The following is a 23,364-nucleotide window of genomic DNA, read 5'->3' on the forward strand; positions in this document are numbered from 1 at the left end:
TGACGATACTCGTCGGGAGAGGCGCGCTCAGGAAGAACTCCACAAAGGTTGTCGCTTATTCCGTCATCGGGCCGTGCGGGCGGCCTAGGGCGGGTGGCGTGCGGCGGGCCTGCGAGAATGGACCGCGTGCGCGTTCTAGTCATTGGTTCCGGCGGGCGTGAGCACGCCCTGTGCCGTTCACTCAAGCTCGATCCCCAGGTCAGCGAGCTCCACTGCGCCCCAGGCAATCCGGGCGTCGAAGAGGTCGCCACCGTGCACCCCGTCGACCCCCTCGACCCCGGGCAGGTGGCCGAGCTGGCCACCCGGCTGCGGATCGACCTCGTCGTGGTGGGGCCGGAGGCGCCGCTCGTCGCGGGGGTGTCCGACGCGGTGCGCGAGGCGGGCATCGCCTGCTTCGGGCCGTCCAGCGGGGCCGCCATGATCGAGGGCTCCAAGGCGTTCGCCAAGGAGGTCATGCAGGCGGCCGACGTGCCGACCGCCCGGTCCATGACGTGCACCACCGAGGCGGAGGCCGCGGCGGCGCTCGACGAGTTCGGCGCCCCCTACGTCGTCAAGGACGACGGGCTGGCCGCGGGCAAGGGCGTGGTCGTCACCACCGACCGGGCCGAGGCGCTGGCGCACGCGCGGGCGTGCGACCGGGTGGTGATCGAGGAGTTCCTCGACGGCCCCGAGGTGTCGCTGTTCGCGCTCTGCGACGGCAGCACGGCCGTGCCGCTCCAGCTCGCCCAGGACTTCAAGCGCGCCCTCGACGGCGACGAGGGGCCCAACACCGGTGGCATGGGCGCCTACACGCCGCTGCCCTGGGCGCCCGAGGGCCTGACCGAGCAGGTCATGCGCGAGGTCGTGCACCCGACGATCGCCGAGCTGGGGCGGCGCGGGCTGCCGTACCAAGGGGTGCTCTACGTGGGGCTGGCGCTGACGGCGAAGGGGCCGAAGGTGGTCGAGTTCAACGCCCGGTTCGGCGACCCCGAGACGCAGGTGCTGCTCGACCGGCTGGAGACGCCGCTCGGCGGGCTGCTGTTGGCCTGCGCGACCGGCGAGCTGGGGCTCGACCCGGTGTTCAGGCCGGGCTCGGCCGTGACCGTGGTGATCGCGTCGGAGGGCTACCCCGCCGCCCCGGTCAAGGGCGACGTGATCAGGGGGCTGGGGGCGACGGACGACGCGTACGTGCTGCACGCCGGCACGAGAAGGAAGGACGGCGAGGTGGTCTCCGACGGCGGGCGGGTGCTCAACGTGGTGGGCCACGGGCCCGACCAGGAGAGCGCGCGCCGCGCCGCCTATGATCTCGCCGGCCGCATCGAGCTGCGCGGCTCCCACCACAGGACGGACATCGCCCGATGAGACACGTGCACTCCGGCAAGGTGCGAGACCTCTACGAGACCGACGACGGCCTGCTGCTGATGGTCGCCTCCGACCGTCTGTCGGCCTTCGACCACGTGCTGGAGCCCGACATCCCCGACAAGGGGGCGATCCTCACGCAGATGTCGTTGTGGTGGTTCGACCAGCTCAAGGACATCGTGCCCAACCACGTCGTGGCGCGCGGCGACGACCTGCGCAGCGTGTTGTGCCGGCCGCTGCGGATGGTGCAGGTCGAGTGCGTGGCCCGGGGCTACCTCACGGGCGGCGGGCTCAACGAGTACCGCGAGAGCGGCGCGGTCTCCGGCGTGCCGCTCCCGCCCGGGCTGGAGGACGGCTCGCGGCTGCCCGAGCCGATCTTCACGCCGTCCACCAAGGCGCCGCTGGGCGAGCACGACGAGCCGATCGCCTACGAGCGGGTCGTGGCGGACGTCGGCGCGGAGACGGCCGAGGCGCTGCGGCAGATCACGCTGGCCGTCTACTCGCGCGGGGCGGAGATCGCCCGCGAGCGGGGCATCATCGTCGCCGACACCAAGATCGAGCTGGGCTGGGACGCCGATGGTGTGCTGACGCTGGGCGACGAAGTTCTCACACCCGACTCGTCACGCTTCTGGCCGGCGGACGAATGGCACCCGGGCCGTACGCAGCATGCTTTTGACAAGCAATTTGTGCGCGATTGGCTACTTTCGCCCGAATCTGGATGGGACAAATCCTCTGGAAACCCCCCACCTCGCCTTCCCGACCACGTGGTAGAGCGCACGCGGCAGCGATACCTGGAAGCGTACGAGCGCATCACGGGGGCTCCTTTTAGCGGATGATTCGGCTGGGCCAGGTGGTGTGAGCGGCTACTGTTGGCCCGATCGAGCCTCACCGTTATTTCCAAGGAGCCGCACGAATGGTCCGTTACCGCGTGCGCGGTGGCAACGCACTGCGTGGAACCGCGTTCATCCAGGGCGCGAAGAACGCCGTGCTTCCCATGATCGGTGCGGCTCTGCTCGCCGCCAAGGGCCGCACCGTCCTGCGCAACGTGCCGATCATCGAAGACGTCCGCCGCGCGGTCGAGCTGGCCGAGTCCGTCGGCGCGTACGTCGAGCTGCACGAGTCAGAGCGCACGCTGGTCATCGACGCCTCCCGGGTGAGCAGCCCCGTGCTGCCCGCCGAGATCGCCCGCCGCTTCCGCGGCTCGGTGCTGTTCACCCCGGCGTTGCTGCACCGCCTCGGCGAGGCGGTCGTCGAAGGCGTCGGCGGCTGCAACCTCGGCAGCCGCAACCTCGACTTCCACTACCTCGGCTACAAGCGCCTCGGCGCGATCGTCGACGAGGGCGAGACCGTCATCCACGTCAAGGCCGCCGGCCTGACCGGCGCCACCCTCTATCTCGACACCCCGTCCCACACCGGCACGGAGAACCTCATCATGGCCGGCGCCCTGGCCAAGGGCACCACCGTGATCGAGAACGCCGCGCTGGAGCCCGAGGTGCTCGACGTCATCGACATGCTCACCAAGATGGGCGCGCGCATCAGCGGCGGCGGCACGGGGTTCATCACCGTCGAGGGCGTCGAGGAGCTGCACGCCGTCGAGCACACCGTCATGCCCGACCGGCTCGACGCCGGCGTCTTCGCGATGGCCGCGGCGATCACCGGGGGCGAGCTCAGCCTCGTCGGCACCGGCCTCGACCTCGGCGTCGTGCGCTACAAGCTCGAGCAGATGGGCGTCGAGTTCCACCGCCAGGGCGCGGTGCTGCACGTCGGGTGCGAGGGCCCGCTGCGGCCGATCAACATCATCACCGACACCTATCCCGGCTTCGCCACCGACCTGCAGTCGCCGATGATGACCGTCGCGGCGCTCGCCGACGGCACCAGCTACATCCACGAGCGCATCTTCGACGGCAGGTTCGCCCTGGCCGGCGAGCTCAACAAGATGGGCGCCAACGTCGAGGTCGACGGCAGCCGGGCGATCGTCCGCGGCCGCACGCCGCTGACCGGCGCCCAGGTGACCGCCCACGACCTCCGCTCGGGCATCGCTCTCGTGCTCGCGGGTCTGGCGGCCGAAGGCGAGACCGTGATCGACTCCGGATACCTCATCGACCGCGGCCACGCACATCTCGCGGCACGAATGCGTGCGCTCGGCGCGGACATTACACGAGAGATTTCCGAACACTAAAAAAGGGCAAGAAAACCGCGTTGAGCTGCTAGGACATCTAGTCGGGCGGTCAACTAGAACGACTTTCCGGAAAAGTCAGGCGTGACATTACGGCCCCCGCAAGCGATCGTTCCAAAAGAGAGCACTGCAACGGACGGCAGGATGGGACGAACATTGGTCGAGAGGGCCGAAGAAACTCCCCGAGTGTCACGCCCGGGCGCCATGACACCGGACCTCACCATTGGCGTGGTCGGACCCCACGATCTGGTCGAGCGGGTCATGTTGATGGGTCACGCCGCGGCGCCGCTGCCGTGTCGCCTTGTTGCGGCCGCCTATCGCGATGAGCAGGAGGCCCCCGACAAGGTGACGCGGCTCGGTCCCGGTGTCGACGCGTGCCTGTTCGCCAGCCCGGTCCCCTACGACCTGGCCCGGCGATCAGGTGTGCTGACGATGCCCGCGACGTACGTGCAACTCGGCGGAGCAGCACTGGTGGCGGCGCTGGCCAAGGCCGCGATCGACACCCGCATCGACCCCCAGCGGGTCAGCATCGACGTGGTGAGCCGGGCCGACGTGGAGGAGGCGTACACCGATCTCGGCATCCCGGCCTCCGACGTGCACAGCCGCGACGAGCCGGGCGCCACCGGCACGATCGCGGCCTACCACGAACGGCTGGTCCGGCAGGGCGCCACGACGGGAGCCCTGACGTGCCTGCCCGCGGTGGCCGAGCGCCTGCACGCCGCCGGCGTGCCGGTCATCAGGATCAGGCCGACGTCGGCGGCGGTCCGTACGGCGCTGCACACGGCGGCGCTGCTCGGGGCGCACCACCGGCTGGAGGAGTCACAGCTCACCGTGGTCCTCGTGGAGGTCCCGACGCTGCGCGAGCCCGTACGCCGGGCCGCGCCGCGCTACTGGCGCGACGAGCTGCGGCTGTCGCTGCACCGGCTCCTGGTCCAGGAGGCCAACCGGATCAACGCGACGGTCTGGCCCATCGACGACCACAGTTACCTGGTCACGGCCACGCGGGGGTCCATCGCGGCGGCCACCGACGGGTTCCGGGTGCTGCCGTTCGCGGGCCGGATCAGGGACGAGCTCGGCCTCGCGGTCGAGGTCGGCGTCGGGATGGGCCGGACCACCCACGACGCCGAGTCGCACGCCCGCGCCGCGCTGGCCCGCACGCAGGCGGGCAAGCAGGCGCAGGGTTTCGCGGTCGACAGGGAGGGCCGGGCGCTGATCCCGGCGCCCCGCATGCCGCCCACGGGCGCGACGGCGCTCAAGCCCAAGGGGGTCGAAGTGCTGGCCCGGCTGGCGGCCAAGCTGGAGGGCGGCGACACGGTCGTCGACGCCGAAGGCGCGGGCAAGATGCTGGGCGTCACGCCGCGTACGGCACGGCGGTTGCTGCGCACGCTGGTTGACGAGGGGCTCGCGTGGCCGCTACCGCCGAACCGCACGCCTCAGCCGGGGCGGCCCCGGCAGCTCTACCGGCTGATCGTGGAGAAGCTCGGTCCACGCTGACGACCGCCGCCCCGTTCCGGGTCCGCCGTCCTGCCTTCCCCCTTCCGAAGGACGGCGGGCCCCCGGGGGCGCTATCGCACTGACTTTTGTCAATGGGTTGGTTGACGCGGGCGGAGAGGGGTATGTTCTCCGCTGCCCCCGATCGACGCGATTCGGACGGGGGCACCAAATCTGTTCCGGTGACCGCTTCCCGGATGCCTCTTCTCCGCCCCTGTGATGCCCCTGCGGCCGTGCTCGGCTGCCTGGTGGGGTAAGGGTGAGGGCCCCTCTCGCCGAGGCGCGTACGTCGCGTATGCCGCCATGTCATCTCAAGGTCTGAAATCGACCGGCGAACTGTCACCCCGCGGCGCTACTGTCACGAGTCATGACCGTTAACGCCCCTGACGCCAAGGTGACCCCGGCCGTCTGGGGAGCCCTCGCCATCGTCTACGTGGTCTGGGGCTCCACCTACCTCGGCATCGCGCTGTCCGTCGAGACGATCCCGCCGATGCTGGCCGGCTCCCTGCGCTTCCTCACCGCCGCCGCGCTGCTCGGCGGGTTTCTCTTCCTGCGCAAGGGCCGCGAGGCGTTCCGGATGACGCGCCGGCAGTTCTTCGGCGCCGCCCTGGTCGGGCTCTTGCTGCTCACCGGCGGCAACGGCATGGTGGGCGTCGCCGAGCAGCACATCTCGACCGGCCTGGCCGCGCTGCTCGTCGCCTCCGTGCCGCTGTGGCTGGTGGTGTTCAGGTTCGCCGTACGCGACCGGCCCCGGCCGCTCACCCTGGCGGGCGTCCTCGTCGGCCTCGCCGGCGTCGCCGCGCTGTCGCTGACAGGCGGCCAGGCGGGCAGCACGACCGGCATCGTGATCATCCTGGTCGGCTCGCTGTCGTGGGCGGTCGGCTCGTTCCTGTCGGCCCGCATCGCGATGCCGGCCAACACCTTCGCCGCGAGCACCGTCGAGATGCTCGCGGGCGGCCTCGGCCTGCTGCTGATCGGCGGCGTGTCGGGCGAGCGGCTCGACCTGTCGGCGATCAGCGGCCGCTCCTGGGCGGGCCTGGTCTACCTCATCCTGGTCGGCTCGCTGGTCGGCTTCACGTCGTTCGCGTGGCTGCTCGGCCACGCCCCCATCTCGCTGGTCTCCACGTACGCCTACGTCAACCCGGTCGTCGCGGTCGCGCTCGGCGCGCTGGTGCTGTCGGAGCCCGTGACGATCCAGGTCGTCGCGGGCGGCCTGATCATCCTCGTCGGCGTCGCGCTGGTGATCTCCACCGAGCGGTCAAAGCGTGCCAAGCGCGTCCGCGAACGCGTCGACGGTGAAGGCGACGTCGGCCTCGGTGTGCGCCGACGACATGAACCACAACCCGCGCGGGACCATGTTGACGCCCCTGTCGAGTAGCGCCGCGTGCAGCCGGGTCATCGCGGCCCGGTCGGTGGTCGCGAAGTCCCGGTAGTTCCGCACCGACGACGCCTCGGTGACGTACGTCTGGAACACCGGGCCGGGGCCGTCCACCAGCATCGGGACGCCCGCCTTCGCGGCGGCCGAACGCAGGCCCTCCATGAGCTCGGCGCCGCGGGCGTACAACGTGCCGTAGACCTCGTCGCGGCGTTCGTCGAGGACGCGCAGCGTGGCCTCGGCGGCGGCGATGCCGACGGGGTGGGAGTTGAACGTGCCGGCGTGCGCGACCTTGCCGGTCGAGATGTGGTCCATGACGTCGGCGCGTCCCACGAGCGCGGAGACCTGCATGCCGCCCGCCATGGCCTTGCCGAACACCGACAGGTCCGGCGTGACGCCCAGGTGCTCCTGCGCGCCGCCGGGCGCCAGCCGGAACCCGGTGATGATCTCGTCGAAGATCAGCAGCGTGCCGTGCTCGCGGCACAGGTGCTGGACCTCTTCCAGGTAGCCGGAATCGGGCTCGATGGCGCCCGTGTTGCACAACACCGGCTCCATGATCACCGCGGCGAGCCGCCCGGCGTGTTCCTCCATGAGCCGGCGCAGCGCGGGCACGTCGTTCCACGGGCAGACGACGAGGTCGTCGGGGCGGCCGAGCTGCTGTCCCGCCGTGCCGGGGACGGCCGCCGGCGCGTCGGCCGGGCCGGCCGCGTCGAGCGCGGGGTGCACGCTGAACAGGACCGGGTCGAGCCAGCCGTGGTAGTGGCCCTCGAACTTGAGAATCGCCTCGCGCCCGGTGTATCCCCTGGCCAGCCGGAGCGCGGCGTGCACGGCCTCGGAGCCGACGGTGTTGAACCGGACCCGCCCGGCCGACGGCACCAGCGCGCACAGGCGCTCGGCGACCCGCACCTCGGCGGCGTGCTGGGCGGAGTAGGCCATGCCGCGCGCGGCCTGCGCGGCCACCGCCTCCACGACCTCGGGCGGGCAGTGGCCCAGCACCGACGGGCCCTGGCCGAGGACGTAGTCGACGTACTCGTTGCCGTCGACGTCCCACAGGCGCGAGCCCTTCGCGTGGTCGACGAAGAGCGGCACTCCGTCGACCCGGCGGGCGTCGCTGGAGACGCCGCCGGCGAGGTAGCGCCGCGCGTCCGCGTACATTCTGCTGCTGGCGTCCAAGGTCCGCGTCATGGCGCCATCCAATCGGCGCGCGCGGCCCGCCCACAAGCAAGTGCGCAAGGACGGGGTCGGCATCGCAAGGACGGGGCCTTGTGGCCGCATGCCCGCCGCTGGTGGGCTTTGAGGCATGTTTCTCGGGCGTGTACGGCGGACGGCCGCCGATCCGGTGGAAGTGGTGGCCTGGCGGCCGGGCGGCGAACTGCTGCCCCTGACCGGCCTTACGGGCGGCGACGACCCGGTGGCGATGCTCGCCCACTACGGGCTGGAGCGGCTCACCGAGGAGGCCGACCGGCGGTGGGCGGCGGCGGGTGAGCTGCTCGCCGAGGGCGACGTGCTGTTCGAGCCGCCGGTGGCGACCTGCACGAAGGTCTGCTGCCTGGCGCTCAACTACGTGGCGCACGCCGAGGAGAGCGGCCTGGAGGTGCCGCCCGACCCGGTGCTGTTCTTCAAGCCGCCGTCCGCGCTGACCGGCCACAACAGGCCCGTGGTCGCGCCGGCCCGCACCCGCCACCTGGAGCACGAGGTGGAGCTGGCCGTGGTGATCGGCTCGGTCACCCGCGACCTGCCGCAGGAGCGCTGGCGGGAGGCCGTCGCCGGCTACACCGTGCTCAACGACATGACGGCCAGGGACCTGCAGCTCACGAACATCGCCCACAACCAGCCGTGGGACCAGGCGAAGGGCTTCGACACCTTCGCGCCGGCGGGGCCGTACCTGGCGACGGTGGACGAGGTGCCGGACCCGCAGGACGTCGAGCTGACGCTGGAGGTGGACGGCGAGGTACGGCAGCGGGCGAACACCAAGCAGATGGTGTTCGGCGTCCCTCGGTTGATCGCGGACCTGTCGGACGGCATGACGCTGCTGCCCGGCGACCTCATCGCGACCGGCACCGTCGCCGGGATCGCGCCGCTGAAGCACGGCGACGTCATGCGCGCGACCGTGGCCGGAGTCGGCACACTCGTCAACGAAGTGGTATTTCGGTCTGCCTAAACCGACGTTACTCTTGGCCGTATGGAGTACGCGGTTGGTGTGCTCGTCGACATCGACGACTACATGGCGCTGTCCAGGGCCCGCGGATCCCAGTGGGCGCGCACGCAGCTGGAGCGCGCCGACCGCGCGATCCGCGAGGTCACCGCGTGCGTCGCGCTGCCGCCCGAGGAGTGGCTGGTCGTCCTGGCCGGCCCCGACCCCCGCCGCCTCATGGACCGGGCGAGCACCCTGGCCGAGGACGTACGCGCCCGCATCGGGCGGGCCGGCGAGCTGACGGCCACGGTCAGCCTCGGACGCCCCGGGCTCCCGGCCGAGGCGGAGCGGGACGCGCGCCGTACCAACGCCTACAAGCTGGTGCTGGGCGGCGACCGGGTGATCACGGCGCCGGAGGGGGACCGCCCGGAGGGCGGGCCGCCGGTGCGGATCGAGCCGGAGCTCGCGCGCGCCGTCCACGCCGGCGACCGCCGGGCGGCGGCGGCGCTGCTGACCGGATGGGTCGACCGCTGCGCCCAGGAACGCGACCTCGACCCGGCCACGCTGCATCGGTGGCTCGTCGGGGAGCTGCTGTTCGTGGTGGACCTGGTCAACCGGCGCAGGCTGGCCAGCGGCAGCACCGACTGGGTGGACGCCTGCGCCCGGCTGCCGATCGCGGAGCTCGTGACGGTGAGCTCCATCCACGAACGCTCATATTTACGGATCTGGGTGGAAGAGATCCTGACGCGGCTCATCCCCGCGTCCGCCCGCGACATCCTGTCGATGGCCGAGAGCTACATGGCCGCCCACTACGCCGACCCCGGCCTGCGGCTGACCACCGTGGCCCAGGCCGTCTCGGCGAGTCCCTTCCACATCGCCCACCTGTTCGCCGCCGAACGCCGCACGACGTTCCTGCGCCAGCTGACCGGGCTGCGCATGCGGCACGCCCGGTCGCTGCTGACGTCGTCGGCGCTGCCGGTGGAGGCGGTGGCCACGCGCTCCGGCTACCAGAGCGCGAAGGCCTTCCGCGGGGTGTTCAAGCGGCACGTGGGCTGCTCACCCAGCGAATACCGCAGAGCCCACCGGGCTCAGACGAGCGAGCGGATCACCAGGGTCTGATCGCGGCCCGGGCCCACGCCGATGGCGGAGATCGGCGCCCCGCTCATCTCCTCCAGGGCCCGCACGTACGCCTGCGCGTTGCGCGGCAGGTCCTCGAACGACTTCGCGCCGGTGATGTCGTCCTGCCAGCCGGGCAGCTCCTCGTAGATCGGCTTGGCGTGGTGGAAGTCGGTCTGCGTCATGGGGATCTCGTCGTGCCGCACCCCGTCGACCTCGTACGCCACGCACACCGGGATTCTCTCCAGCCCCGACAGCACGTCGAGCTTGGTGAGGAAGTAGTCGGTGACGCCGTTGATGCGGGTCGCGTAGCGGGCGATCACCGCGTCGAACCAGCCGCAGCGGCGGTTGCGGCCGGTCGTGACGCCGTACTCGCCGCCGGTGGTGCGCAGCCAGTCGCCCATCTCGTCGGTCAGCTCCGTCGGGAACGGCCCCGACCCGACGCGGGTGGTGTACGCCTTGAGGATGCCGATGATCTTCGTCAGCCGGTTCGGCGGGATGCCCGCCCCGGCGCACGCCCCGCCCGAGGTAGGCGAGGACGACGTGACGAACGGGTACGTGCCGTGGTCGATGTCGAGCAGCGTGCCCTGCCCGCCCTCCAGCAGCACGAACTTGCCCTCGTCCAGCGCCTTCGACAACACCAGCGAGGTGTCGGCGATGTGCGGCTTGAGCCGCTCGGCGTAGGCGAGGTACTCCTCCACCACCGCGGCCGGCTCGATGCCGCGCCGGTTGTAGACCTTGGTCAGGACCTGGTTCTTCTCCGTCAGCGCGGCTTCGATCTTCTTGGCCAGGATGCCGGGGTCGAGCAGGTCCTGCACGCGCACGCCCATCCGGGCGATCTTGTCGCCGTACGCGGGCCCGATGCCGCGCCCGGTCGTGCCGATCCTGGCCTTGCCCAGGTAACGCTCGGTCACCTTGTCGAGCGCCTTGTGGTGGGGCATGATCAGGTGGGCGTTGGCCGAGATCAGCAGGCGCTCGGCGGAGATGCCCCGCTCGGCCAGCCCGTCGATCTCGGCGAGCAGCACGCCCGGGTCGATCACCACGCCGTTGCCGATGACCGGCACCACCTCCGGCGACAGGATCCCCGTGGGAAGCAGGTGGAGCGCGTATTTCTGGTCACCGATGACCACGGTGTGACCCGCGTTGTTGCCCCCCTGATAGCGGACGACGTAGTCGACGTCGCCACCGAGCAGGTCGGTGGCCTTGCCCTTGCCCTCATCGCCCCACTGGGCACCCACGAGAACGGCAGCCGGCATGGTTCAGTCTCCCGAGCACAAAACGAAACCCCTGGCGCAAGTGCGACAGGGGCTCTTGCGTTGAGAGACTACCCGAACGTGCTCATTCAGGGCTAACCCTTGGTCAGCGCGTCGTAACCCGTCTCCGTGCTGTCCTTCAGGAACTGCAGGCAGCGCTCGGCCTCGTCCTTCTCACCGATGGCCTGCGCGGCGCGGGACAACGCGTACAGGCAGCGCAGGAACCCGCGGTTGGGCTCGTGCTCCCACGGGATCGGGCCGTGGCCCTTCCAGCCGCTGCGGCGGAGCTGGTCGAGGCCGCGATGGTAGCCGGTGCGGGCGAAGGCGTAGGAGGTCACGGCATGGCCCTGCGCGAAGTACTCCTCCGCGAGCGCGGCCCATGCCGCCGGGTAAGCGGGGAACCGGGCGGCCACGTCGGCGGCCTTGACGCCGGATTCCAGCAACTCCCTGGCCTCGGGCAGCTCCGGCAGATGCGTCGGGGGCGGCCCGGCGAGAAGGTTTTCCATAGCACCAGTCATACCCGCCAGGCCGCCGAAGTGGCTATGAGATCTTCGTCCCAGCGCTCTTCAGGCTCTGGCACGCCTCGACGACGCGGGCGGCCATCCCGGCCTCCGCGGCCTTGCCGTACGAACGCGGGTCGTAGGTCTTCTTGTTGCCCACGTCGCCGTCGACCTTGAGCACGCCGTCGTAGTTCCGGAACATGTGGTCGGCGATCGGCCGGGTGAAGGCGTACTGGGTGTCGGTGTCGACGTTCATCTTGACGACGCCGTACGAGATGGCCTCGTGGATCTCCTTCAGCAGCGAGCCGGAGCCGCCGTGGAAGACCAGGTCGAAGGGCTTGTCCTTGCCGTACTTCGCGCCGACGGCCTCCTGGATGTCCTTCAGCACGCTCGGACGCAGCTTGACGTGGCCCGGCTTGTACACGCCGTGCACGTTGCCGAACGTGGCGGCCAGCATGTAACGGCCGTGTTCGCCCAGGCCCACGGCCTCGGCGGTGTCGAGCGCGTCGCCGACCGTCGTGTAGAGCTTCTCGTTCATCTCGCCGACGACGCCGTCCTCCTCGCCGCCGACGACGCCGATCTCCATCTCCATGATGATGCGGGCCCGCGCGCACTTCTCCAGGAGCTCCCTGGCGATCTGCAGGTTCTCCTCCAGCGGGACGGCCGAGCCGTCCCACATGTGGGACTGGAACAGCGGGTCGAGGCCCTTGGAGACGCGTTCGATCGACAGGTCGATCAGCGGTCGCATGTAGCCGTCGAGCTTGTCCTTCGGGCAGTGGTCGGTGTGCAGGGCCACGGTGACCGGGTATTTCGCGGCCACCACGCGCGCGTACTCGGCGAGCGCGGTCGCGCCGGTGACCATGTCCTTGACCGTGGTGCCCGAGAGGAACTCCGCGCCACCGGTGGAGACCTGCACGATGCCGTCGCTCTCGGCCTCCGCGAAACCGCGCAGCGCGGCGTTCAGCGTCTGGGAGGACGTCACGTTGATCGCCGGGTAGGCGAATCCGCCGGCCTTGGCCCGGTCGAGCATCTCGGCGTAGACCTCTGGAGTCGCAATGGGCATGATCATCTCCCTGAGAAGTTACGGCTTCGGGCCAGGCCCAGTATTCCGAGTGTCTACCCCATGTGGTAGAGCCGACGCGCGCGGGGGTCGTCGTCGAGGCGGTCCCCGGCCTGGTCGCGGCCACGGGATAGTCTCTCGGCCGTGGACTGGCTGGTGAATCTGCTCGATCCGACCTGGTGGCTGACCCTTCTCGGGGCGTTCGCCACCGTCGGCGTTCTCGCGATCATCTTCGCCGAGACGGGGCTGCTGCTCGGGTTCTTCCTGCCGGGCGACTCGCTGCTCGTGGCCGCGGGGATCTTCAGCTCGTCGTCCGTCGCCCAGGGCATGGGCGTCACGCCGCTGTCGCTGCCCGTGCTGCTCATCGGCACGCCGCTGTGCGCGGTCGCCGGCGCGCAGCTCGGCCACTTCCTGGGCGCGCGCTTCGGCCGCAGGTTGTTCGACAAGCCCGACTCGCGGCTGTTCAAGCGGGAGCACGTGCTGCGGGCCGAGGAGTTCTTCGAGAGGTTCGGGCCGGCCAAGGCGGTGATCCTGGCCAGGTTCGTGCCGATCGTCCGTACGTTCATGAACCCCGTCGCAGGCGTGCTGGAGATGAGGCCCAAGCGCTTCCTGCTCTGGAACGTCGTCGGCGGCGTCGTCTGGGTCGAGAGCCTCATCCTGGTCGGCAACCTCCTCGGTCACCAGGTCGACCCCAAGCGGATCGACGCCTACATCCTGCCGGGCGTCTTCCTCATCGTGCTCGTCTCACTCATCCCGATCTTCGTCGAGGTGGTGAAGAAGCGGCGGGCGGTGCCCGTTCCGACCGGGACCGACACTCCGCTCTGACCCCCAGGTCGATCTTCACCCGCTACGCTGCCCCGTGTGGGACGCCACAAGTCAGAACCGATGGGCCTTGCCCGATTAGCGCTCACCGTCCTGGCGGCGGGGGCCGCGGTGACGCTGCTGGTCATCGGCGGCCGGGAGGTGCTCGGCAGGCTCGGCGAACCAGAGCCAGGACGCGAGCGCGCCTCCGCCCCCGCCGGCGAACCGGCCAGTGTGACCACGACGCCCGCCGGCGAGGAGACCGCCCAGGTGCCGACCGTGCACATCGAGTGCGTGGCCGAGACCTGCCCGATCGTCACCGTACGCGTGCCCGGCGGCGACGTGCTGCAGCACCGTGACATGAGCAGGGGCGAAGAGGTCAGCTTCTACGAGCCCGAGCTCGACGTCGTGCTCACCGACGCGAGCACCGTCCTCGTCACCGAGAACGGCACACCCCGCGAGCCCGGCGAGGAGGGCGCCCGCGAGGCGTTCACCGTCCGCGCCCCCGACTGAGCCGCCTCTACAGGCCGAGATCCTCCAGCGTGTACGCGCAGCGGTACTCGAGGCCCTCCGCCGTGACGCGCTCGCGGGCGCCACGGTCGACGATCGTCGCCACGGCGACCACCTCCGCGCCCGCCTCGCGCAGCGCCTCCACGGCCGTCAGCGGCGAGGAGCCCGTCGTCGAGGTGTCCTCCACGGCCAGCACCCGGCGGCCCTTGACCTCGGGGCCCTCGATGCGGCGCTGCATGCCGTGCGCCTTCTGCGCCTTGCGCACCACGAACGCGTCGAGCGCGCGCCCGCGCGCCGCAGCCGCGTGCAACATCGCGCCCGCCACCGGGTCGGCGCCCATCGTGAGCCCGCCCACCGCGTCGTAGTCGAGGTCGGTGGTCAGGTCGAGCATCACCCTGCCGACGAGCGGCGCCGCCACGCCGTCGAGCGTGATGCGCCGCAGGTCGAGATAGAAGTCGGCCTCCTTGCCCGAAGAGAGGGTGACCTTGCCGTGGACGATGGCCTTCTTCTTGATCTCGGCCAGCAGGTTGTCGCGATCCGTCATGGGACCAAGCTTAGGGTCCTGGTCACGGCCGCCTTCCGCAGGTAAAGGCACGCTCTCGGTTTAGCCACGGCGATGACTGCGGAATGATGACCCGGGTAACCGTGCGTCATCGTGAGGTCGCCATGAGTGCCGAAGCTCCGCAAAGCGACGCCGATCTGCTCCACGCGGTCCAGGCGGGAAACGCCGCTGCCTACGGCGAGCTCTACGAGCGCCACGTGGCCGCCGCGCGTGCCATGGCCCGGCAGCTCGTCAGCGGGGTCGAGGTGGAGGACGTCGTCGCCGAGTCGTTCACGAAGATCCTCGACCTGGTGTGCCGGGGCGGCGGTCCCGAGTCGGCGTTCCGCACCTACCTGCTGACGATCGTGCGGCGCACGGTGCACGACCGCTCCCGCATCGCCGCCCACCCCACGGGCGAGATCGAGCGGTACGACCCGACGGCGCCGTTCGTCGATCCCGCGCTGGCCGGGCTGGAGCGGTCGCCGATCGCCCGGGCCTACCTGTCGTTGCCCGAGCGGTGGCGGGCGGTGTTGTGGCACACCGAGGTCGAACGCGCCAAGCCGGCTCAGGTGGGGCCGCTGCTGGGACTCTCGGCCAACGGCGTGGCCGCGCTGGCCTACCGCGCGCGGGAGGGGCTGCGGCAGGCGTACGTACGCCTGTACCTGCAGCCGGAGACCTTGCCCGAGTGCCGCGCGGTGCTCGGCCGGATGAGCCACTACGTGCGCGGCGGGCTGGCCCGGCGCGACGCCAAGGCGCTCGACGAGCACGTCGACTCCTGCGAGGAGTGCCACGGCGTGCTGCTGGAGGTGACCGACGTCGACCGCGGGCTGCGGGTCATCGTCGGGCCGCTGATCGCCGGGTCGCTGTTCAGCGGATACGCGGCGGCGCTGGCCAGGGCGGCGGGACCGGGCGGTGCGGCCGGGCGGCCGCTGCGGGCGCTGCGGCGGCTGGCGTGGGCGCCGCGGCGCCGGCAGGCGGTGGTGGCGGGCGCAGCGGTGCTGGCGGTGGCCGTGGCCGGGGGCGTCCAGGTGTTGTCCGGTGTGGAGCCGGTCGCCGAGCCCTCGGTCGGGCCGGCGATCGCGCTGCCGCTCCCGTCGGCCGCCCCGCCGCAGCCTGAGGAGCCGTCGCGGGTGCCGGAGCCGGACGCCTCGCGGTCGCCGGTCGGCAGGGACCGGCAGGCGACGTCCGCCAGGCCGGTGGGCGCGCGGCTGCGCGTCACGATCGACCCGCTCGGCTCGCTCGTCCGCGCCCGGCCCGGCATCCTCGGTCTCCGCCTGCGCAACCACGGCGAGACGGCCAGCGAGAAGGTCTCGGCCCACGTCGACCTGCCGCCGGGGGTGACGTTCGTTCCGTCCGTGCTGCGCGGGCCCGGCGCAGCGGTCTCCGGCGGGGTGGGCGCGGCCGACGGCTGGCTGTGCCGTCCGTCCGGTCGCGGCGCCCGGTGCGCCAGGGAGCCGCTCGCCGCGGGCCGGGCCACGGCCGTCTACCTGCGGGTGCTCGTGTCCAGTGCGGCCCCGCGTGGCGCGGGTCCCGTCGTCAGCGTCGTCGCCGGCCCGCTGCGCGTCCGGGCCCGCGCCGAGCACGGCGTACGCGCGACGGGCGCGCCCGCCAGGTTCGCCACCGAGGGCAGGGTGGCGGTCCGGGCGATCGGCAACACGCTGCTGAGCTGCCCCGACGAGCAGCCGGGCTGCCGCGAGGCGCGGCGGCGCGAGGGCGAGCAGCGCGACAACGACCTGTGGCCGATGCTCGCGCTCGACCGCGACGACCACCCCTTCACCGAGTCCTCCAGTGCGGCGGCGTTGTCCCTGCCCAAGGGCGGCGAGGTCGTGTGGGCAGGGCTCTACTGGTCGGCCACGGGCGCGCAGGCGGGGCCGATCAGGGTCCGGCCCCCGGGGCTGCGCACCTACCTGACCGTCCGGCCCAGCGAGGTGAAGGTGCGGGAGCTGCCGCTGGGGCCGGTCTACCAGGCGTTCGCCGACGTGAGCGAGCTCGCCCGCGGCGTACGCGCCGACGGCACGTGGTGGGCGGCCGACGTGCCCATGGAGGAGGGGGTCGCGCGTCATGCCGGGTGGAGCCTGGTGCTCGTGGTCACCGATCCGGCGCAGCCGTACAGCCAGGCCGTCGTGCTCGACGGGGGCACGGTGGTCGGGGGGCGGGCGTACGTACCGCTGGGCGGGTTGCGGCCGGCCGCCTCGCCGGCGCGGGTCGAGCTGGTGACGTGGGAGGGTGACGCCGACCTCGGCGGCGACAGGGTCTCGCTGGGCTCGGGCCCGCTCACCCCGGCGGGCGGCGACCGCGTGGCGGCCAACGTCTTCGACGGCTCGGCGCGCGGCGCGAAGGAGCTCTCGTTCGGCGTCGACGTCGACACGGTGAGCGCCGAGCTGGGCGTCGATCCCGGCCTCACGATCGTGACGAACAAGGACGTCGTGCTGTTCGGCGCGGCCGCCGTGAGCGTGCGGGCCCGGCCGTGACCAAGAACGGGACAAACTGGTACGGTCGGCCTGAATGGTCTGGCGGCTCGGTGCGTGAGGGTCGAATCGTCGGGATTCACCCTCGCACGATCACCCGCTTTCATTACCCTGAGAGAGGGCCGCCGAGTCCGGTCTCTGACGGTGCAGAGCCAGCAAGGTCGGACCATCAGGAAAGGGGCGGTGTCAGTGGATCGCTGTGCGCTGTTCGTGGACGCTGGCTATCTGCTGGCCGACGGGGCGATGGCCGTACACGGCACACGCCATCGCGAGGCGGTGTCCTGGGACTATCCGGGGCTGCTCCAACTGATGACCGACCTGTCGCGAGAGCGTACCGGGCTGCCGCTGCTGCGCTGCTACTGGTACGAAGCAACGGTCGAGGGGCGCCGCACCCCCGAGCACGACGCGCTCGCCGACATCCCGGGCCTCAAGCTGCGCCTGTCGCGCATCCGCCCGGGGCGGCGCGAGGGCGTCGACGCCCAGGTCCACCGCGATCTCATGACGCTCGCCCGCAACAACGCCATCTGCGACGCGGTCGTGGTCAGCGGCGACGAGGACCTCGCCCAGGTCGTCTGCGACGCGCAGGACCTCGGCATCCGGGTGACCGTCATCAACATCGCGGCCGAGGGCGGCTGGGCGGTGTCGCGGTCGTTGCGGCAGGAGTGCGACGACCTCGTGGAGCTGGGGGCGGCCCACCTGCGGGCGTACGTCAGCGGCGTCACCGAGGCGTCCAACGGGCACCACCAGCCGATCAGCAACGGCCAGGCCACCCATTCGCTGCCTCCGGCGCAGCCGTCCCTGCCGCCGGCGCCGTCGTCCACCGGCAGCCACGCGGCCGGCTCGTCCCCGGCGGCTCAGCCGCCCTCGGGCCCGAACGCGCCGTCGTACGGGGGCTCGAACACCCCGTCCTCCACCTACGGCGGGGCGTACGGCGGATCCTCTTCGTACGGCGGCTCATCCGATGGCTCGGGCGCCTCGTACGGCGGGTCCGGCGCGAACGCGGCGTCACCCGCGCCGTCCTACGGCGGGTCCGGCGCGAACGCGGCGTCCCCGGCCGCGCCGTCCTACGGCGGATCCGGCGCGAACGCGGCGTCCCCGGCCGCGCCCTACGGCGGGTCCGCGAACGGCCAGCTGTCCGGCGGGTCGGGCGCGAACGGGCAGGCGCCCGCCGGGTCCGACGCCGACGCGCCGTCGCCCGGGCGCGGCCAGTCGTCCCCGCCTCCGGCGCTGCCGTCGTACGGCGGTTACCAGAGCGAGCAGCAGCCGCAGGCCAACGCGCCGTCGTCGGCGCCGGTGACCGGGCCCGTGCAGGCTCAGTCGCCCAGCACCGGGCAGTTCTCCGCACCGTCGAGCGCCGGGGCCTACCAGCAGCCCGGCAGCGGGGCCTACCAGCCGTCGCAGCTGGGGCCGTACACCGGGCCGCAGCCCGCCCCGGTCACCCCGCCCGCCGCCGCGACGGCGGGCGCCACGACCCTGGCCGACGCCGTCAAGGCCGCCCACCGGGAGGGACACGACTTCGGCGAGTCGGTGGCCCGCGACGCGCCCGCGCTCTGGCTGGAGGCGGTGCTGGCCCGCAAGCCCCGCATGCCGTCCGACCTGGAGGCGCGCCTCCTCCAGGGCTCCTCGCTGCCGATCGACTTCCTCCTGCACGACGAGGTCCGCCACGCCCTCCGCCGCGGCTTCTGGGACGCCCTGGAACGCGCCCGCAACTGACCCGCCGCTCCTGGTGGGCGTGCGACCTAGGAGAGGGCGTCGAAGGCGGCGCGGAGGTGGTTGACGCGGTCGGTCAGGTCCCCGAGCGGGGCGGCCAGGGCCGGGTCCTGGGTCTTGCGGGCCAGCTCGCGGACACGGGCCAGTTCGTCCTCCACCGCCGTCAGCCGGCGCGACAGCTCCGGCAGCACCGACGCGTGGTCGCCCGCGCCGGGCGGCAGCTCGCCGCTCACCCGGTCGCGCAGCAGCGCCGCCTGCTCGGCCAGGCGTTTGTTCATGTTGTACAGCTCGGTGAACACCGACACCTTCGCCCGCAGCACCCACGGGTCGAACGGCTTGGTGAGGTAGTCGACCGCCCCCGCCGCGTAACCGCGGAAGGCGTAGTCGGGGGCGCTGTCGACCACGGTCAGGAAGATGATCGGGATGTTCCTGGTGCGCTCACGCCGCTTGATGTGCGCGGCCGTCTCGAAGCCGTCCATGCCCGGCATGCGCACGTCGAGCAGGATCAGCGCGAACTCGGTGTTGAGCAGCGCCTTGAGCGCCTCCTCGCCCGACCGGGCGCGTACGGGCACCAGGTCGAGCGAGCTGAGGATGGCTTCGAGGGCGATCAGGTTCTCCTCGCGGTCATCGACCAGGAGGATCTTGGCACGATCCGGCATGGATCACGACCCTTCGGCTGGTGACGCTGACGAGTCGGACGCGGGTCCGCGCCCACGGCTGAGCCAGCCGCGCAGGCGTTCGAGCAGACGGTCCACGTCGACCGGCTTGGGCACGTAGTCGGAGGCGCCCGACGCGATGCTCTTCTCGCGATCACCCCGCATGACCTTGGCGGTCAGCGCGATGATCGGCAGGTCCGCGAACTGGGGCATGCGCCGGATGGCCGAGGTCGTGGCCCAGCCGTCCATCTCCGGCATCATGATGTCCATCAGCACGAGCGCGACGTCCTCGTTCCGTTCGAGCTGCTCGATCCCCTCGCGGCCGTTTTCAGCGTAGACGACCGTGGAGCCGTGTCGTTCCAGCACGCTGGTCAGGGCGAACACGTTGCGGATGTCGTCGTCCACGATGAGGATCTTGGCGCCGTTCAGCGGGTCGTCGCCCTGCCACTGGGTGGGCGTCTCGACCGGGGGCTCCACCAGCTCCGGCATCGGCAGGTCGAGCGGCATCGGCGGCTCGGGCGCCGCCGCGGCGGGCTCGTCGGCCGGCGGCGTCATGAGCTGCCGGCGCGCCGCCCCGCCGTCGGTCGCGGTCAGCGGGCCGGTGTAGGAGGCCGGCAGGTAGAGCGTGAACGTGCTGCCGTTGCCCAGCTCGCTGTCGACGTGGATCTCGCCGCCGAGCAGGCGGGCGATGTCGCGGCAGATCGCGAGGCCGAGGCCGGTGCCGCCGTACTTGCGGCTCGTGGTGCCGTCGGCCTGGCGGAACGCCTCGAAGATGACGTCGCGCTTGTCGGGCGCGATGCCGATGCCGGTGTCGATCACCTGGAAGGCGAGCAGGTCGTGCGCGTCGTGCAGGGCGTCGTCGTCGAAGTCGACCCCGACGGGCGCCTTGGCGACGCGCAGCTTCACCTCGCCCCGCGGCGTGAACTTCACCGCGTTGGACAGCAGGTTGCGCAGCACCTGCTGCAGCCGCTGCTCGTCGGCGCGCAGCTCCTGCGGGACGTCGGGCTCGACCTCCACGCTGAACGACAGCCCCTTGTCCTGCGCCAGCGGCGCGAAGGCGGCCTCCAGCAGGTCGACCATCTTCGGCAGCGACACCTGGATCGGGTGGATGTCCATCCGGCCGGCCTCGACCTTCGACAGGTCGAGCATGTCGTTGATGAGCTGCAGCAGCGCCGAGCCCGCGCTGTGGATCGTGCGGGCGAACTCGACCTGCTGCGAGGTCAGGTTGCCCTCGGCGTTCTCGGTCAGCAGCTTGGCCAGCACGAGCAGGCTGTTGAGCGGGGTGCGCAGCTCGTGGGACATGTTGGCGAGGAACTCGGACTTGTAGCGCGAGGAGACCGCGAGCTGCTCGGCGCGCTCCTCCAGCGTGCGGCGGGCCTGCTCGATCTGGAAGTTCTGGATCTCGATCGCGCGGTTCTGCTTGGCGAGCAGCGCCGCCTTGTCCTCCAGCTCGGCGTTGGACCTGCGCAGCTCCTCCTGCTGGCGCTGCAGCTCGTCGGAGCGCTCCTGCAGCTCGCGGGTGAGCCGCTGCGACTCGGTGAGCAGGTCTTCGGTGCGGGAGTTGGCGATGATCGTGTTCATCGTCACACCGATGGTCTCGACGAGCTGCGTCAGGAAGTCGAGGTGCACCTCGCCGAACGGCGTGAACGAGGCCAGCTCCAGCACGCCGAGCACGCGGTTCTCGAACAGGATCGGCAGCACCACGATCTGCGCGGGCGTCGACCGGCTGAGCCCGCTGTCGATCGTGATGAAGTTCGGTGGCACGTCGTCGAGCACGATGTGCCGGCCCTCGGCGGCGGCCTGCCCGACGATGCCCTCGCCGATCGCGAAGCGCTGGCGCGGACCCCGGTCGGGGCGCACGCCGTAGCCGCCGATGAGGATCAGCTCGCCCTCGGCCTCGGGGTCGATGCTGTAGAAGGCGCCGTAGCGGGCCGAGACCAGCGGCGTCAGCTCGCTCATCGTCAGCTTGGCGACCTCGAGCAGGTCGCGGTGGCCCTGCATGAGCCGCGAGATGCGGGCCAGGTTGGACTTGAGCCAGTCCTGCTCCTGGTTGGCCTGCGTGGTCTCGCGGAGGTTGGCCACCATCGAGTTGATGTTGTCCTTCAGCTCCGCCAGCTCGCCCTGCGCCTCGACGGCGATCGAGCGGGTCAGGTCGCCGCGCGCGACGGCGCTGGTCACGGTGGCGATGGCGCGGATCTGGGTGGTGAGGCTGCCCGCCAGCTCGTTGACGCTCTCGGTCAGCCGCTTCCAGGTGCCCTCGACGCCCTCGACGCGGGCCTGGCCGCCCAGCTGCCCCTCCGAGCCCACCTCGCGAGCCACACGGGTGACCTCGGAGGCGAACGACGACAGCTGGTCGACCATGCGGTTGACGGTGGTCTTGAGCGCCAGGATCTCGCCCTGGGCGTCGACGTCGATCTTGCGGGTCAGGTCGCCGTTGGCCACCGCGGTGGTGACCTCGGCGATGTTGCGCACCTGGTACGTCAGGTTGTTGGCCATCGAGTTGACGTTGTCGGTCAGGTCCTTCCAGACGCCCGACACGCCCTTCACCCGGGCCTGGCCGCCCAGCTGGCCCTCGGTGCCGACCTCGCGGGCCACGCGGGTCACCTCGTCGGCGAAGGACGACAGCTGGTCGACCATCGTGTTGAGGGTGTCCTTCAGCTGGAGCATCTCGCCCTGGGCGTCGACAGTGATCTTCTTCGACAGGTTGCCCTGGGCCACCGCGGAGGACACGGCCGCGATCTGCCGCACCTGGGAGGTCAGGTTGTTGGCCATCGAGTTGACGTTGTCGGTCAGGTCCTTCCAGACCCCGGACACGCCGCGCACCTGGGCCTGGCCGCCCAGCTGGCCCTCGGTGCCGACCTCGCGGGCGACGCGGGTGACCTCGGAGGCGAACGAGGACAGCTGGTCGACCATCGTGTTCATGGTCGACTTGAGCTCCAGGATCTCGCCCTGGGCGTCGACGTCGATCTTGCGGGTGAGGTCGCCGTTCGCGACCGCCGTGGTCACCTGGGCGATGTTGCGCACCTGGTACGTCAGGTTGGCGGCCATGGAGTTGACGTTGTCGGTGAGGTCCTTCCAGACGCCCGACACACCCTTCACCTCGGCGCGCCCGCCCAGCTTTCCTTCGGTGCCGACCTCGCGGGCGACGCGGGTGACCTCGTCGGCGAAGGACGACAGCTGGTCGACCATCGTGTTGAGGGTGTCCTTCAGCTGCAGGATCTCGCCCTGGGCGTCGACGGTGATCTTTTTCGACAGGTTGCCCTGGGCCACCGCCGTCGCCACGGTCGCGATGCTGCGCACCTGGGAGGTGAGGTTGTTGGCCATGAAGTTGACGTTGTCGGTCAGGTCCTTCCAGACCCCCGACACGCCGGTCACCTGCGCCTGGCCGCCCAGCTGGCCCTCGGTGCCGACCTCGCGGGCCACGCGGGTGACCTCTTCGGCGAAGGCGGACAGCTGGTCGACCATCGTGTTGACGGTGTTCTTCAGCTCGAACATCTCGCCCACGGCGTCGACGGTGACCTTGCGGCTCAGGTCGCCCCTCGCCACGGCGGTGGTCACCACGGCGATGTCGCGCACCTGCGCCGCCACCCGGGAGGACATCGTGTTGACGGCTTCGGTGAGGTCGCGCCAGCTCCCCGACATGCCGCGCAGATTGGCGCTGCCGCCCAGCCGGCCCTCGGTGCCGGCCTCGCGGGCCACCCGGGTCACCTCGCTGTTGAACAGCGCGAGCTGGTCGACCATGCCGTTGATCGCCTTGCCCAGGCGGCGCACCTCGCCGCGCGCCGACCGGTCGAGGTCGATGCGCCGCGACAGGTCCCCCTTGGCCACCGCGTCGATGACGTCGGCCGCGCCGCTCACCGGGCTCACCAGGGCGTCGATCAGCATGTTGACCGACTCGACGCTCTCGGCCCACGCGCCGACGCCCGGCCCGGGGGTCAGGCGCTCGCCGAAGCGGCCCTCCTTGACGACCTCCCGGCGCACGCGTGACAGCTCGTTGGCGAGGTGTTCGCGCCGGTCGGCGACCTCGTTGAGGAGCAGCCGCACTTCGCTGAGAATGCCAGGAGGCGCATGGGGGACCCGGCGTCGGAAGTCGCCGTCACGCCAAGAGAACAGCGTCTCGAGGATCGGCACGAGATCGGACTCGGTGTAAGTCCTCTCCTCCGGGCTTGGCGCAACCTTGGCCGTGGTCATGGGGCCTCCTTCACTCGCGGCTGGCTCCTGCGAGTGATTCAAGT

The 23,364-nt window shown here is 71.4% G+C and carries 18 protein-coding genes; 11 read left to right on the forward strand and 7 right to left on the reverse strand.

The window, feature by feature from the left end; all coding sequences use genetic code 11:
* Positions 1-126: 126 nt before the first annotated feature.
* The 5 genes from purD (at position 127) to C1J01_RS03280 (ending at position 6,383) form a co-directional block, all read left to right on the forward strand.
* On the forward strand, positions 127-1,341 hold the full coding sequence (purD, locus tag C1J01_RS03260; RefSeq protein WP_111175863.1) for a phosphoribosylamine--glycine ligase: 1,215 nt from the start codon (positions 127-129) through the stop codon (positions 1,339-1,341).
* Positions 1,338-2,174 carry a phosphoribosylaminoimidazolesuccinocarboxamide synthase gene (locus tag C1J01_RS03265; RefSeq protein WP_111175797.1) on the forward strand — a complete coding sequence of 279 codons (837 nt, stop codon included), beginning with the start codon at positions 1,338-1,340 and terminating at the stop codon, positions 2,172-2,174. Before purD ends, C1J01_RS03265 begins: the two co-directional genes overlap by 4 nt.
* A gap of 77 nt (positions 2,175-2,251) precedes the next feature.
* Positions 2,252-3,517 carry a UDP-N-acetylglucosamine 1-carboxyvinyltransferase gene (murA, locus tag C1J01_RS03270; protein ID WP_111175799.1) on the forward strand — a complete coding sequence of 422 codons (1,266 nt, stop codon included), beginning with the start codon at positions 2,252-2,254 and terminating at the stop codon, positions 3,515-3,517.
* A gap of 201 nt (positions 3,518-3,718) precedes the next feature.
* Positions 3,719-5,008 (forward strand): GTP cyclohydrolase IIa, encoded by a 1,290-nt coding sequence (locus C1J01_RS03275; RefSeq protein WP_111175801.1) that lies wholly within the window; start codon positions 3,719-3,721, stop codon positions 5,006-5,008.
* Between the two features lie 364 nt (positions 5,009-5,372).
* Complete coding sequence (locus C1J01_RS03280) at positions 5,373-6,383, forward strand: EamA family transporter (RefSeq protein WP_111175803.1); 1,011 nt, start codon at positions 5,373-5,375, stop codon at positions 6,381-6,383.
* On the opposite strand, the gene C1J01_RS03285 is transcribed toward C1J01_RS03280, so the two are convergent.
* Entirely contained in the window at positions 6,264-7,565 is a 1,302-nt protein-coding gene (locus C1J01_RS03285; protein WP_181448549.1) for an aspartate aminotransferase family protein, read from the reverse strand. The genes C1J01_RS03280 and C1J01_RS03285 overlap by 120 nt on opposite strands.
* Before the next feature lie 115 nt (positions 7,566-7,680).
* On the opposite strand from C1J01_RS03285, the gene C1J01_RS03290 reads away from it, so the two are divergent.
* Together C1J01_RS03290 and C1J01_RS03295 are read left to right on the forward strand one after the other, a co-directional pair.
* Complete coding sequence (locus C1J01_RS03290) at positions 7,681-8,541, forward strand: fumarylacetoacetate hydrolase family protein (protein WP_235854223.1); 861 nt, start codon at positions 7,681-7,683, stop codon at positions 8,539-8,541.
* 21 nt (positions 8,542-8,562) lie between these two features.
* Positions 8,563-9,633 (forward strand): AraC family transcriptional regulator, encoded by a 1,071-nt coding sequence (locus C1J01_RS03295; RefSeq protein WP_111175807.1) that lies wholly within the window; start codon positions 8,563-8,565, stop codon positions 9,631-9,633.
* Here C1J01_RS03295 and C1J01_RS03300 read toward each other — a convergent pair.
* From C1J01_RS03300 to fbaA, 3 genes are all read right to left on the reverse strand, one after another.
* Positions 9,603-10,886, reverse strand: a complete 1,284-nt coding sequence (locus C1J01_RS03300; protein ID WP_111175809.1) for an adenylosuccinate synthase — start codon at positions 10,884-10,886, stop codon at positions 9,603-9,605. The two genes, C1J01_RS03295 and C1J01_RS03300, sit on opposite strands and share 31 nt — an antisense overlap.
* Before the next feature lie 92 nt (positions 10,887-10,978).
* The gene (locus tag C1J01_RS03305) at positions 10,979-11,389 is read right to left on the reverse strand and encodes a DUF3151 domain-containing protein (RefSeq protein WP_220039711.1); all 411 of its coding nucleotides are present in this window, start codon (positions 11,387-11,389) and stop codon (positions 10,979-10,981) included.
* Positions 11,390-11,423: 34 nt separating this feature from the next.
* A complete protein-coding gene (gene fbaA / locus C1J01_RS03310) occupies positions 11,424-12,446 on the reverse strand; it encodes a class II fructose-bisphosphate aldolase (RefSeq protein ID WP_111175867.1) in 1,023 nt (340 codons plus the stop codon).
* A 141-nt stretch (positions 12,447-12,587) separates the two neighbouring features.
* On the opposite strand from fbaA, the gene C1J01_RS03315 reads away from it, so the two are divergent.
* On the forward strand, positions 12,588-13,268 hold the full coding sequence (locus C1J01_RS03315; protein ID WP_235854224.1) for a DedA family protein: 681 nt from the start codon (positions 12,588-12,590) through the stop codon (positions 13,266-13,268).
* Between the two features lie 36 nt (positions 13,269-13,304).
* Entirely contained in the window at positions 13,305-13,757 is a 453-nt protein-coding gene (locus tag C1J01_RS03320; protein ID WP_146615454.1) for a hypothetical protein, read from the forward strand.
* Positions 13,758-13,764: 7 nt separating this feature from the next.
* On the opposite strand, the gene pyrE is transcribed toward C1J01_RS03320, so the two are convergent.
* On the reverse strand, positions 13,765-14,298 hold the full coding sequence (gene pyrE, locus C1J01_RS03325) for an orotate phosphoribosyltransferase (RefSeq protein ID WP_111175815.1): 534 nt from the start codon (positions 14,296-14,298) through the stop codon (positions 13,765-13,767).
* A gap of 122 nt (positions 14,299-14,420) precedes the next feature.
* Between pyrE and C1J01_RS03330 the strand changes: the two genes are divergently transcribed.
* Both C1J01_RS03330 and C1J01_RS03335 read left to right on the forward strand, forming a co-directional pair.
* Entirely contained in the window at positions 14,421-16,766 is a 2,346-nt protein-coding gene (locus C1J01_RS03330) for a sigma-70 family RNA polymerase sigma factor (RefSeq protein WP_181448550.1), read from the forward strand.
* Between the two features lie 186 nt (positions 16,767-16,952).
* Positions 16,953-18,476: an NYN domain-containing protein gene (locus C1J01_RS03335; RefSeq protein WP_111175819.1), complete on the forward strand. Its 1,524-nt coding sequence runs from the start codon at positions 16,953-16,955 to the stop codon at positions 18,474-18,476.
* 26 nt (positions 18,477-18,502) lie between these two features.
* Here the strand turns inward: C1J01_RS03335 and C1J01_RS03340 are convergent, their stop codons facing one another.
* Both C1J01_RS03340 and C1J01_RS03345 read right to left on the reverse strand, forming a co-directional pair.
* Complete coding sequence (locus C1J01_RS03340) at positions 18,503-19,132, reverse strand: response regulator (RefSeq protein WP_111175821.1); 630 nt, start codon at positions 19,130-19,132, stop codon at positions 18,503-18,505.
* Positions 19,133-19,135: 3 nt separating this feature from the next.
* Positions 19,136-23,320, reverse strand: a complete 4,185-nt coding sequence (locus C1J01_RS03345) for a hybrid sensor histidine kinase/response regulator (RefSeq protein ID WP_111175823.1) — start codon at positions 23,318-23,320, stop codon at positions 19,136-19,138.
* Positions 23,321-23,364: the final 44 nt, after the last annotated feature.

It is taken from the genome of Nonomuraea aridisoli, from assembly GCF_003236395.1.
Lineage (GTDB): Bacteria > Actinomycetota > Actinomycetes > Streptosporangiales > Streptosporangiaceae > Nonomuraea > Nonomuraea aridisoli.

What these genes read in the sequence shown, in the direction of transcription:
- C1J01_RS03265 (WP_111175797.1), top strand. Translation starts at nt 1,338, where the DNA reads ATGAGACACGTGCACTCCGGCAAGGTGCGAGACCTCTACGAGACCGAC.
- murA (WP_111175799.1), top strand. Translation starts at nt 2,252, where the DNA reads ATGGTCCGTTACCGCGTGCGCGGTGGCAACGCACTGCGTGGAACCGCG.
- C1J01_RS03275 (WP_111175801.1), top strand. Translation starts at nt 3,719, where the DNA reads ATGACACCGGACCTCACCATTGGCGTGGTCGGACCCCACGATCTGGTC.
- C1J01_RS03280 (WP_111175803.1), top strand. Translation starts at nt 5,373, where the DNA reads ATGACCGTTAACGCCCCTGACGCCAAGGTGACCCCGGCCGTCTGGGGA.
- C1J01_RS03285 (WP_181448549.1), bottom strand. Translation starts at nt 7,565, where the DNA reads ATGACGCGGACCTTGGACGCCAGCAGCAGAATGTACGCGGACGCGCGG.
- C1J01_RS03290 (WP_235854223.1), top strand. Translation starts at nt 7,681, where the DNA reads ATGTTTCTCGGGCGTGTACGGCGGACGGCCGCCGATCCGGTGGAAGTG.
- C1J01_RS03295 (WP_111175807.1), top strand. Translation starts at nt 8,563, where the DNA reads ATGGAGTACGCGGTTGGTGTGCTCGTCGACATCGACGACTACATGGCG.
- C1J01_RS03300 (WP_111175809.1), bottom strand. Translation starts at nt 10,886, where the DNA reads ATGCCGGCTGCCGTTCTCGTGGGTGCCCAGTGGGGCGATGAGGGCAAG.
- C1J01_RS03305 (WP_220039711.1), bottom strand. Translation starts at nt 11,389, where the DNA reads ATGGAAAACCTTCTCGCCGGGCCGCCCCCGACGCATCTGCCGGAGCTG.
- fbaA (WP_111175867.1), bottom strand. Translation starts at nt 12,446, where the DNA reads ATGCCCATTGCGACTCCAGAGGTCTACGCCGAGATGCTCGACCGGGCC.
- pyrE (WP_111175815.1), bottom strand. Translation starts at nt 14,298, where the DNA reads ATGACGGATCGCGACAACCTGCTGGCCGAGATCAAGAAGAAGGCCATC.
- C1J01_RS03330 (WP_181448550.1), top strand. Translation starts at nt 14,421, where the DNA reads ATGAGTGCCGAAGCTCCGCAAAGCGACGCCGATCTGCTCCACGCGGTC.
- C1J01_RS03340 (WP_111175821.1), bottom strand. Translation starts at nt 19,132, where the DNA reads ATGCCGGATCGTGCCAAGATCCTCCTGGTCGATGACCGCGAGGAGAAC.
- C1J01_RS03345 (WP_111175823.1), bottom strand. Translation starts at nt 23,320, where the DNA reads ATGACCACGGCCAAGGTTGCGCCAAGCCCGGAGGAGAGGACTTACACC.